A 12,126-nucleotide genomic window follows, 5' to 3' on the forward strand; every position below is an offset into this window, starting at 1 on the left:
ACACTGTCCAGGGGTTTGTCGATCCGAAGGCCGGCCGTCTCCTTGCCAGTGGCAGTGCTGGCGCAGATCCGTCCTGCCCGAAGACAGACGTCACCCCCAAACCGCGTGACGCCGCATCTCCGGCGTCCACCGCATCCCACCCCGCGAACGTGACGATCGCGATCGCCCCTCTCGGCGGGGCAGGACAAAGGGGAATATAATCAATATAGGGATGTTGTCAACGGGGGTAGGAAAAAATGTTTAGGCACTGTCTTGCCGCCCCAAACTGTCATTCCGGCGCGGCCGGCACTTGCCGGACGCGAACCCGGAATCTCAGCATGTGAATCTCCAGACAGCGCGAAACACGTCGGGATTCCGGGTTCGCGCTCTGCCGGCTTCGCCGGCGACGCGCGCCCCGGAATGACGAACCCAGGCGGACGCCCCGGAATGACAGTGGAGAGGTCAGCGCTTCGGATACAAGGGATCGCCCCTCACCCGTTCTTTGCAAACAACTCCCGGCCGATCAGCATGCGGCGGATTTCGCTGGTGCCGGCGCCGATTTCGTAGAGCTTCGCGTCGCGCAGCAGGCGGCCGGTTGGATAGTCGTTGATGTAGCCATTGCCGCCGAGCAGCTGGATCGCGTCGAGTGCGCATTGCGTGGCGCGTTCCGACGCATAGAGGATGGCGCCGGCGGCATCCTCGCGGGTGGTCTCGCCGCGATCGCAGGCTTTCGCCACCGCATAGACATAAGCGCGCGCCGAACTCAGCGCGACATACATGTCGGCGATCTTGCCCTGCACCAACTGGAAATTGCCGATCGGCTCGCCGAACTGTTTGCGCTCGTGCACATAAGGCTGCGCGACATCGAGACAGGCCTGCATGATGCCGAGCGGGCCTGCCGCGAGCACCGCGCGCTCGTAATCGAGGCCGGACATCAGCACATTGACGCCGCGACCGACCTCGGCGAGCACGTTCTCTTCGGGCACTTCGCAATCCTCGAAGACGAGTTCGCACGTATCCGAGCCGCGCATGCCCAGCTTGTCGAGCTTCTGCGCCGTCGAAAAACCCTTCATGCCCTTTTCGATGATGAAGGCGGTGATACCGCGCGGGCCGGCAGCCGGATCGGTCTTGGCATAGACCACCAGCGTCTGCGCCACCGGGCCATTGGTGATCCACATCTTGTTGCCGTTGAGAACGTAGCGGTCGCCCTTCTTGTCGGCGCGGGTCTTCATCGACACCACGTCCGAGCCGGAACCCGGCTCGGACATCGCGAGGGATCCCACATGTTCGCCCGAGATCAGCTTCGGCAGATATTTGCGCTTCTGCGCCTCGTTGCCATTGCGACGCAACTGATTGACGCAGAGGTTCGAATGCGCGCCATAGGACAGGCCCACCGACGCCGAGGCGCGCGAAATCTCTTCCACCGCGATGACGTGTTCGAGATAGCCGAGCCCGGCGCCGCCGAACTCTTCCTCCACCGTGATACCGTGCAGGCCTAGCGCGCCAATCTTGGGCCAGAGATCGAGCGGAAACTGGTTGGTCTTGTCGATGGCTTCGGCGCGCGGCGCGATCTCGTTCTGGGAGAAGTCACGCACGGTCTCGCGAATCGCATCCGCGGTCTCGCCGAGATCAAAATTGAACATCCGTTGAGCGTTCGAAATCACAGGGTCGCCTCCGGTCAGAACGGAGCGCAAGCGCGCCGGCTTTGTTGATTGAAATCACCATGTCACGGGCCGAACGGGCTGAGAAGAGGCATAAAGTGGTCCTTGCTCTTGGCCGCGCAACGGGTTGTAATTCACCCAAATAAGCCATCCGGAACCAACCACGGAAGGCATGCCAGGGAGAGAACCGATGCTCGATCGCGTCCAGGATTCCGACAGCAACGAATCCGCCCAAGCGGCCGCTCACGCCCAAGCTTACAGGATGCCGCTGGATGAGTTCGATCCTGGCAACCCCGAACTGTTCCGCACCGATACGTTCTGGCCCTATTTCGAACGGTTGCGCCGCGAGGATCCCGTCCATTACTGCAAGGACAGCATGTTCGGACCGTACTGGTCGGTGACCAAGTACAACGACATCATGCAGGTCGAGACCAATCACGCCACCTACTCCTCTGCCGCGGCATTCGGCGGCATCACCATCCGCGACGCCGGCGTAAAGTTTCGCCGGCCAATGTTCATTGCCACCGATCCGCCGCATCACAGCGCCCAGCGCAAGACGGTGGCGCCGATGTTCGCACCGAACCATATGGACGAACTTTCGGGGCTGATCCGCGAGCGCACCGCGCAGGTGCTGGACTCCCTGCCCCGCAACGAAACCTTCGATTGGGTCGACCGCGTCTCGATTGAACTCACCACACAGATGCTGGCGACCCTGTTCGACTTTCCTTGGGAGGATCGCCGCAAGCTCACCCATTGGTCCGACGTCGCCACCATGCTGCCGCCGACAGAGGAAGCCGAAGCGCAGCGCCAGAAGGAACTCGGCGAATGCGGCGAGTATTTCGGCCGACTGTTTCAGGAACGGCTCAACGCGCCACCAAAGAGCGATCTGATATCGATGATGGCGCATAGCGAGGCCACGCGGCATCTCGATCCGGAGAGTTTTCTCGGCAACATCATTCTGCTGATCGTCGGCGGCAACGACACAACGCGCAATTCGATGTCCGGCGGCGTCTACGCACTCAATCAATTCCCTGGTGAATATGACAAGCTGCGCGCCAATCCCGCGCTGATCGAGAGCATGGTGCCGGAGATCATCCGCTGGCAGACGCCGCTCGCACATATGCGGCGCACGGCGGTGCAGGACACCGAGCTCGGCGGCAAGCAGATCAGGAAGGGTGACAAGGTCGTGATGTGGTACGTCTCGGGCAACCGCGATGACGAGGTTATCGAAAACCCCAACGAATTCATCATCGATCGCGTACGCCCGAACCGCCATCTGTCATTCGGCTTCGGCATCCACCGCTGCGTCGGCCTCAGACTTGCCGAACTTCAATTGAAGATTGTGTGGGAAGAGATCATCAAGCGCTTCGACAGGATCGAAGTCGTCGGCGAGCCGCGCCGCGTCTTTTCGAGCTTCGTGAAGGGTTATGAAACACTGCCTGTGCGGATCGCTGGCTGAACCAGCGACCTCAACAGCTCAGGATCGATTTTTGGAGAGCAGACGCCATGAATATCCAAGCCAGGATCAATCCTGACAAAGCCGAGATCCAGCGCGTCGCGCGCGAGATCGCCTATTCGACGCCGCTGAAGGACTTCCATCCCGGCGCGCCGAAATTGTTCGCCACCGACACGCTGTGGCCGTTCTTCGAGCGGCTGCGCGCGGAAGAGCCCGTGCATTACTGCACCAATGCGCCGATCGAACCCTATTGGTCGGTGACCAAGTATCACGACATCATGCATGTCGACACCAATCACGGCATCTTCTCGTCCGACGTGAAGCATGGCGGCATCGCGATCCGCGACGTGCCGGAAGGCTATGACTGGCCGAGCTTCATCGCCATGGATGAGCCGAAGCACAGCGCCCAGCGCAAGACCGTGACGCCGATGTTCACGCCTGATCATCTCGACGAGATGGCAGTGCTGATCCGTGGGCGCGTCTGCAAGGTGCTCGACGGATTGCCGCGCGGCGAGACCTTTGACTGGGTCGAACGCGTCTCGGTCGAACTCACCACGCAGATGCTGGCGACCCTGTTCGATTTCCCATGGGAGGAGCGCCGCAAGCTGACGCGCTGGTCGGACGTGTCCACCGCGCTGCCAAAAAGTGGCATCGTGTCGTCGGAGGAAGAGCGCCGCCGCGAGATGGACGAATGCGCCGCCTATTTCCAGAAGCTCTGGAACGAGCGCGCGAATTCCGACCCGCGGAATGACCTGATTTCCATGATGGCGCATAGCGACGCGACGCGCTTCATGGATCCCGACACACTGATGGGCAATATCATCCTGCTGATCGTCGGCGGTAACGATACCACCCGCAACACCATGACCGGCTCGGTGCTGGCGCTGAACGAGAACCCCGACCAGTATCAGAAGTTGCGCGACAATCCGTCGCTTATCGAGACCATGGTCCCCGAAGTGATCCGCTGGCAGACGCCGCTGGCGCATATGCGCCGTACCGCCATGCAGGATACTGAACTCGGCGGCAAGACCATCAAGAAGGGCGACCGGGTGGTGATGTGGTACGTCTCGGGCAACCGCGACGAGGAGGTGATCGAGCGCCCGAACGAGTTCATCATCGACCGCGCGCGGCCGAAGATTCACCTGTCATTCGGTTTTGGCATACACCGTTGCGTGGGCATGCGCCTGGCGGAGTTGCAATTGAGGATCGTTTGGGAGGAGATACTGAAACGGTTCGAGAACATCGAAGTTGTGGCGGAACCCAAGCGCGTGTATTCGAGCTTCGTTAAAGGCTATGAGACCCTGCCGGTTCGGATCACGTAAGACCGCAGGATTTCGTAATGCCGGTCAGGATTCATAATTTTCCCCTCAAGAAGAGAAGCTCAATTCCTTGACGAAACACCATCCCGCGGAACAGGACGAATTCCACGATATCCGCGATGCCGTTGCAAAACTGTGCGCACAGTTCCCCGGTGAATACTGGCGCAAGCTCGATCGCGAGATGGCCTATCCGAAGGCTTTCGTCGATGCATTGACGGAAGCCGGATACCTGTCGGTTCTGATCCCCGAGGAATATGGCGGCTCCGGCCTCAAGCTGTCGGCTGCAGCGGCGATCCTCGAAGAGATCCAGCGCGCCGGTTGCAACGGCGGCGGCTGCCACGCGCAGATGTATACGATGGGCACGGTGCTGCGTCATGGCAATGACGAGCAGAAGGCCAAGTGGCTGCCGAAGATCGCCAGTGGCGAAGTTCGCCTGCAGGCCTTCGGCGTCACCGAGCCGACCTCGGGCACGGACACGTCGTCGCTGAAGACGGTGGCGAAGAAGGACGATAACGGCGACTACATCGTCAACGGCCAGAAGATCTGGACCAGCCGCGCTGAATATTCCGACCTGATGGTGCTGCTCGCGCGCACCACGCCGAAGGAACAGGCGGCGAAGCGCACCGATGGTCTGTCGGTGTTTCTGGTGGACATGAAAGAGGCCAAAAAGAACGGCCTCGAGATCCGCCCGATCCGCACCATGATGAATCACGCCACCACCGAAGTGTTCTTCACCGACATGAAGGTGCCGGCGGAAAACCTGATCGGCGAAGAGGGCAAGGGCTTCCGCTACATCCTCTCCGGCATGAATGCCGAGCGTATCCTGATCGCCAGCGAATGCGTCGGCGATGCCAAGTGGTTCATCGCCAAGGCAAGCGCCTATGCCAAGGAGCGTCAGGTGTTCGGCCGCCCGATCGGCCAGAACCAGGGCATTCAATTCCCCATCGCCAAGGCCTATGCGAATATGCGCGCGGCCGAGCTGATGGTGAAGGAAGCGCTCCGCAAATACGAAGCCGGCATGGAATGCGGCGCCGAGGCCAATATGGCCAAGATGCTCGCAGCCGATGCGTCCTTCGAGGCCGCCAATGCCTGTATCCAGACCCATGGCGGTTTTGGATTTGCCGAGGAATACGACGTCGAGCGCAAATTCCGCGAGACGCGTCTGTATCAGGTAGCGCCGATCTCGACCAACCTGATCCTGTCCTTCGTGGCCGAGCACGTGCTCGGCATGCCGCGCTCGTATTGAGATAGACCCATGCTGCCGCTCAAGGGACTGACCGTCATCGCCGTTGAACAGGCGGTGGCTGCACCATTCTGCAGTTCGCGTCTCGCAGATGCCGGCGCGCATGTCATCAAGATCGAGCGCCCCGAAGGCGACTTTGCCCGCGGCTATGACGCCGCGGCCAAGGGCCAGAGCAGCTATTTCGTCTGGCTCAACCGCGGCAAGGATTCCGTGGTGGTCGATCTTGCCACGCCGGAAGGCCGCAAGGCGATGGAAGAGCTGATCGCCAATGCCGACGTGCTGCTGCAGAACCTCAAGCCGGGCTCGATGGACAAGCTCGGCTTCACCCGCGAACGCCTGCGCAAGGACTATCCGCGGCTGATCTGCTGCACCATCACCGGCTATGGCGACACCGGTCCCTACGCGCATCGCAAGGCCTATGACCTGCTGATCCAGGCGGAGAGCGGATTGGCGTCGATCACCGGCGGCCCCGAAGGCCCGTCACGCGTCGGCGTGTCCATCGTCGACGTCGCCACCGGCGCTGCCGCGCACGCCGCGATCCTCGAAGCGCTGATCGGTCGCTCGGTGTCGGGCGAAGGCGCCGATATCCGCATCTCCATGTTCGACGTGATGGCCGACTGGCTCACCGTGCCGCTGCTCAATGCCGAGGCCGGCAATGAGCCGAAGCGCATGGGTCTCGCGCATCCCTCCATTGCGCCCTATGGCGTGTTTCGCTCGAAGGACGGCAAGGACATCCTGATCTCGATTCAGAGCGAGCGCGAATGGAAGGTCCTCTGCGCCAAGGTGCTGGGCAATGCCGCGCTGGCCAATGATCCGCGCCTCGTCAACGGCGTCGAGCGCGTGCGCAACCGCGCCTTCACCGACCAGACCGTCAGCGACATCTTCGGCGCGCTCAGCCGCGACGAACTTCTGAAGCGCCTCACCGAGGCCGATATCGCATTTGCCGAAGTGAACACGATGGCGGATCTCACCAACCATCCGCATCTGCGCCGCATCACCGTGAACACGCCGAATGGCGAAGTGTCGTATCCGGCGCCGGCCGCGATCTGGGTCGATGCGCCGCGCAGCTACGGCGCCGTGCCCGGCATCGGCGAAGTGCAGAAGTAATCTTCAAGGTCACACGGAGGTCGTCATGACCGACAAGCTCGACATCGATCATCTGAAGCAGTGGATCGGTCGCACCGATGAGGCCTCCGACGTTGTGACTGCGCAGCTCGTGAAGGGCTTGCGCGCGACGCTGTTTCTCGACATCGGCACGCCGAAGCCCGGCGACGCCGCGCCCTTCACCACGCAGTGGTGCCTGGCGCAGCCGGTGGCGGCGATGGACAAGCTCGGACCGGACGGCCATCCCGCGCGCGGCGGTTTCCTGCCGCCGGTGCCGCTGCCGCGCCGCATGTGGGCCGGCGGTGAGTGCCAGTTTCTCGACCCGCTTGTTGTCGGCGATGAAGTGACACGCTCCTCGAAGATCCTCGACGTCAATCTGAAGACCGGCTCCACCGGCGCGCTGTGCTTCGTCAATGTCGAGCATCTGATCACCACCAAGCGCGGCCTGGCCATCCGCGAGCGGCAGGACATCGTCTATAGGGACATGCCGACCAGCATGGCGCCGCCGGCGCCGGCCCCGAAGGACGTGGCGGCCCAGCATCAGGAAATACATTATGCCGATCCCGTGCTGTTGTTTCGCTACTCGGCACTGACCTTCAACGGCCACCGCATCCATTACGACCGCGACTATGTCACCAAGGTCGAGTTCTATCCGGGGCTCGTGTTTCATGGGCCGCTGCAGGCGGCGCTGCTGGTGGAATTCGCGGCCAAGCTGAAGGGTGGCAAGGCGCCGGCCAAATTCAGCTATCGCGGCGTGTCACCGCTGTTCGATGGCGCGGATTTTTCGGTGAATGCGAACGAGACGGCAGCTGGGCTCGAGGTCTGGACCGCAAACCATCAGGGCGCGCCGACCATGAAGGCCACGGCGAGCTGGTAGTTCTTTCTTATCCCTCCCCCTTGTGGGGTCTGGCGGACGAATTCGTCCGCCATGGGTGGCCGCCGAAGGCGGTCGGGTGGGGGTAACCCCACGCTCCAGCCTGTGCTCGTGGCACCCCACCCGTCACGATGCTCGCTGAACGCTCGCATCGCGCCACCCTCCCCAGTCGCTTCGCTCCGGGGAGGGAAAAGAGAAGCGCGCCTCCGTTCGGCCGGCGCGGTTTCACCACACCTCCCCGATTGACTCCCGGCCCCCTCCTGCTGTTGATGAGTCAACAACACACGGCAGACAACTGCCCGATCCCGTGAGGAAACGACCTTGGCCCGCGACAGCAAGACAACCGCCGCCCGTAGTACCGTGAGCGTCAAGGATGCCACGCTGAACCTGTTGCGCGGCTTCGGCATCACCAAAGTGTTCGGCAATCCCGGCTCGACGGAACTGCCGTTTCTGTCCGACTGGCCCGACGATATCGATTACGTGCTCGGCCTGCAGGAAGCCTCGGTCATCGGCATGGCCGATGGCTATGCGCAGGCAACGCGCAATGCCGCTTTCGTCAATCTGCATTCCGCCGCCGGCGTCGGCCATGCGCTCGGCAATATCTACACCGCGCATCGCAACCAGACGCCGATGGTCATCACCGCCGGCCAGCAGGCGCGCAGCATCCTGCCGCTGCAGGCGTTTCTCTATGCCGAGCGCGCCTCGGAATTTCCGCGGCCCTATGTAAAATACAGCGTCGAGCCTGCGCGTGCAGAGGATGTGCCCGCCGCGATCGCGCGCGCCTATTATGTGGCGATGCAGCCGCCTTGCGGACCGACTTTCGTGTCCGTGCCGATCGACGACTGGACGCATCAGGCCCAACCTCTCGAAGCGCGTCATGTCAGCCGCGAGCTCGGGCCAGATCCGCAAGCGATGCAGGAACTCGTCGCCGCACTCAACACAAGCAAGAACCCTGCATTGATCGTCGGCCCCGGCATCGACCGCGCAAACGCCGTCGATCTCATGGTCAGCGTTGCGGAGAAGACGAAGGCTGCCGTCTGGGTCAGTCCGTTTTCGGCGCGTTGCAGTTTCCCGGAACTTCATCCGCAATTTGCGGGGTTCCTGCATGCGTCGCCGGCACAGCTCTCCGATGCACTCCGCGAACACGATCTCGTCGTCGTGATCGGCGCGCCGGTGTTCACCTTCCACGTCGAAGGTCATGCCGCGATCTTCGATGGCGACACCACGATCTTCCAGATCACGGACGATGCGGACTCGGCGGCCGTGGCGCCGATCGGCACCAGCATCATCGCGACCATGAAGCCGGCGCTGACGCTGCTACTTGAGCTGCTGCCCGATACCAAACGGGCAGTCGCCAAGGGCCGCATCCTGCCGCCACCGCCCGCGGGTGCTGACCCGATCCCGATAGATTATCTGCTGCACACGCTGTCGCGGGCCATGCCTGCAGATGCGATGCTGGTGGAAGAAGCGCCCTCGCATCGCCCTGCAATGCAGAAGTATCTTCCGATGCGCGGCGCCAATAGTTTCTACACCATGTCGTCGGGCGGCCTCGGCCACTCGCTGCCTGCATCTGTCGGCATGGCGCTGGGCTATCCGGATCGGCGCACCGTGTGCCTGATCGGCGACGGTTCGGCGATGTATTCGATCCAGGCGCTGTGGACCGCCGCGCAGCGCAAATTGCCTTTAACCATAGTGGTTATCAACAATTCCGGTTACGGCGCGATGCGTTCCTTCAGCCAGGTGATGCAGGTGCGTAATGTTCCCGGGCTGGATCTGCCCGGTCTGGATTTCGTCAAATTGGCCGAAGGCATGGGCGCGCATGCGGTGCGCATCAGCAAATCATCGGAACTTGCGGGCGCTTTCGCGGCCAGTCTGCAACATCCGGGCGTCTGCCTTGTCGAAGTCATCGTCGACTCGGCCGTTCCTGTGCTTTATGGACAGAAGCATTGATATGACGGGATCATAACGGAAGGGCCGGCATGACCAAGCAGCCGAACGACAACGCCAAGAAATCGCACAGCTCCCACTGGGGTGCCTTTTCCGGACAGTGGGTCGACGGCAAGCTCGTCATCACGCCGCATCCGATCGATCCCGATCCGAATCCGATCATCCAGAATTTTCCGGAGGCGCTCCGCCACAAGGCGCGCATCGCCAAGCCAATGGTGCGTCGTGGCTGGCTCGAAAATGGACCGGGTCCAGACGAGCGTCGCGGCCGCGATGCATTCGTCGAGATGGAATGGGACGAGGTGCTCGACCTGCTCGCCGGCGAACTCAAGCGCGTCAAGGACACCTACGGCGCCAGGGCGATCTATGGCGGCTCCTATGGCTGGTCCAGCGCCGGACGCTTCCATCACGCGCAGAGCCAGATCCATCGTTTTCTGAATGTCGCGCTCGGCGGCTATGTGCGTTCGGTCAACAGCTACTCGGCCGGCGCGTCGACGGTTCTCATTCCGCACATCCTCGGCAACTACGAAGACATGACCCGCCGCAATATCGGCTGGGATGAGATCGTCGAGCACACCGATATCATTCTCGCCTTCGGCGGCATGAACACCAAGAACTCGCGCGTCGCCGGCGGCGGCATTAGCAAGCACACCGAACATCGTGACATGATCGCGCTGAGCAAGCGCGGCGGCGAACTCGTGCTGATCTCGCCGCTGAAGAGCGATCTGCCGGATGAAGTGAACCAGGACTGGGTCGCCGCGCGTCCCGGCACCGATGTGGCACTGATGCTCGGCATCGCGCACACCGCCGTGATGGACGGCGCGCATGACCGCGCGTTCCTCGCCAGCCATACCCATGGCTGGGATATCTTCGAGGACTATCTGATGGGCCGCAGCGACGGCCAGCCGAAGGATGCGGCGTGGGCCGCTGCGATCACCGGCCTCACTGCCGACGCCATCCTCACGCTGGCGCGTCGCCTGCCCGGCAAGCGTGCGCTCTTTGTTGTTGCGCATTCACTGCAGCGCGCGAAGCATGGCGAACAGCCGGTTTGGATGGCTTCGGTGCTGTCGGCGATGTTCGGACAATCGGGCCTGCCCGGCGGCGGCTTCGGCTATGCGCTCGGCGCCATCGCCAATTACGGACGCCGCCAGAATGCCGTGCCGATCGCCGGCCTGCCGCAGGGCAAGAACGGCGTCAGCGAATTCATCCCGGTGGCGCGTGTCAGCGACATGCTGCTCAATCCCGGCGCACCGTTCGAATATAACGGCGCGCATATGACCTATCCGGATATCAAGCTGGTCTATTGGGCCGGCGGCAATCCGTTCCATCACCATCAGGACCTCAACCGCCTGCGCAAGGCTTTCGCGCAGGTCGACACGCTGGTGGTGCACGATCTCGCCTGGACCGCATCGGCACGCCACGCCGACTTCGTGCTCCCCTGTACCATGAGCCTGGAGCGCGAGGACATCGGCAGCTCGCAAACCGATCCGATGATGGTCGCGATGCATCAGATGGCCGAGCCGTTCGGCGACGCGCGCGACGACTACGCGATCTTCACCGGTCTCTCGCAGCGTCTCGGCAAGGCCGATGAATTCACCGAAGGCCGCACGCCGCGTGAATGGCTGAAGCATCTCTATCAGCCGACCTATGACGGGCTCAAAGCCAAGGGCCTCGACGCACCGGACTTCGATGCCTTCTGGGCGGCCGGCGAAGTGATGCTGCCGCAACTGCCGCTCGACGGCGGCACGCTGCGTGCCTTCCGCAACGATCCCGAGAGCACGCCGCTGCCGACCACCAGCGGCAAGATCGAGATCACGTCCGACACCATCGCCAGTTTCGGTTACGACGACTGCCCCGGCCATCCGGTCTGGCTGACGCCCGAGGATGTGGTCGATGCGACGAATCCACTGCAGCTCGTCGCCAATCAGCCGGCATCGCGTCTGCACAGCCAGCTCGATTTCGGAGGGCATAGTTCGGCCGAGAAGCGCCGCGGCCGCGAGGTCGCGCGCATGCATCCGGTCGATGCGGATGCGCGCGGCATCAAGGACGGCGACATCATCAAGCTGTTCAATCAGCGCGGTTCGTGTCTCGCCTCGGTGGTGGTCACCGAAGACGTGATGGCCGGCGTGGTGCAGCTTCCGACCGGCGCCTATTACGATCCGGAAGATCCGAACGAGGAGAAGCCGCTCTGCGTGCACGGCAATCCGAACGTGCTGACAAGGGACACCGGCACCTCGCGCCTCGCGCAGGGCTGCACCGGACAATTGACGGTCGTGAATGTCGAGAAGTTCACCGGCAACCTGCCGCCGATCCAGGCTTATGATCCGCCAATCCCGGTGATCAGGCCGCGCCCGCCGAAGCTGGAAGCGGCGGAGTAGTTTCTTCAGTAACTGAACCTGTAACGCGCAGACGCCCGTGGTCTCCCTCCCCCTTGCGGGGAGGGTCGGCCGATAGGCCGGGGTGGGGGTGCCCCAGGCTCGGTCGGAGTTTGTGGACCCCCACCCGACCGCGCTTCGCGCGGCCACCCTCCCCGCAAGGGGGAGGGA

8 protein-coding genes are annotated in these 12,126 nt (G+C 62.7%); 7 read left to right on the plus strand and 1 reads right to left on the minus strand.

The window, feature by feature from the left end:
* Positions 1–470: 470 nt before the first annotated feature.
* The gene (locus SFY93_RS25765) at positions 471–1,643 is read right to left on the minus strand and encodes an isovaleryl-CoA dehydrogenase (RefSeq protein WP_068734239.1); all 1,173 of its coding nucleotides are present in this window, start codon (positions 1,641–1,643) and stop codon (positions 471–473) included.
* Positions 1,644–1,902: 259 nt separating this feature from the next.
* On the opposite strand from SFY93_RS25765, the gene SFY93_RS25770 reads away from it, so the two are divergent.
* The 7 genes from SFY93_RS25770 to SFY93_RS25800 all read left to right on the plus strand — a co-directional run bounded on the left by SFY93_RS25770 (position 1,903) and on the right by SFY93_RS25800 (position 11,958).
* On the plus strand, positions 1,903–3,099 hold the full coding sequence (locus tag SFY93_RS25770) for a cytochrome P450 (protein ID WP_320447856.1): 1,197 nt from the start codon (positions 1,903–1,905) through the stop codon (positions 3,097–3,099).
* A 47-nt stretch (positions 3,100–3,146) separates the two neighbouring features.
* On the plus strand, positions 3,147–4,418 hold the full coding sequence (locus tag SFY93_RS25775; protein ID WP_320445098.1) for a cytochrome P450: 1,272 nt from the start codon (positions 3,147–3,149) through the stop codon (positions 4,416–4,418).
* 67 nt (positions 4,419–4,485) lie between these two features.
* Positions 4,486–5,661, plus strand: coding sequence for an acyl-CoA dehydrogenase family protein (locus SFY93_RS25780; protein WP_089265293.1), 1,176 nt, complete (start codon positions 4,486–4,488; stop codon positions 5,659–5,661).
* A 9-nt stretch (positions 5,662–5,670) separates the two neighbouring features.
* Positions 5,671–6,765 (plus strand): CaiB/BaiF CoA transferase family protein, encoded by a 1,095-nt coding sequence (locus SFY93_RS25785; protein WP_320445099.1) that lies wholly within the window; start codon positions 5,671–5,673, stop codon positions 6,763–6,765.
* A gap of 25 nt (positions 6,766–6,790) precedes the next feature.
* A complete protein-coding gene (locus SFY93_RS25790) occupies positions 6,791–7,639 on the plus strand; it encodes an HTD2 family dehydratase (RefSeq protein ID WP_320445100.1) in 849 nt (282 codons plus the stop codon).
* Between the two features lie 318 nt (positions 7,640–7,957).
* Positions 7,958–9,586, plus strand: a complete 1,629-nt coding sequence (mdlC, locus tag SFY93_RS25795) for a benzoylformate decarboxylase (RefSeq protein ID WP_320445101.1) — start codon at positions 7,958–7,960, stop codon at positions 9,584–9,586.
* Between the two features lie 29 nt (positions 9,587–9,615).
* The gene (locus SFY93_RS25800; protein WP_320445102.1) at positions 9,616–11,958 is read left to right on the plus strand and encodes a molybdopterin guanine dinucleotide-containing S/N-oxide reductase; all 2,343 of its coding nucleotides are present in this window, start codon (positions 9,616–9,618) and stop codon (positions 11,956–11,958) included.
* Positions 11,959–12,126: the final 168 nt, after the last annotated feature.

This window comes from Tardiphaga sp. 42S5, from assembly GCF_034044155.1.
Classification (GTDB): Bacteria; Pseudomonadota; Alphaproteobacteria; order Rhizobiales; family Xanthobacteraceae; genus Tardiphaga; species Tardiphaga robiniae.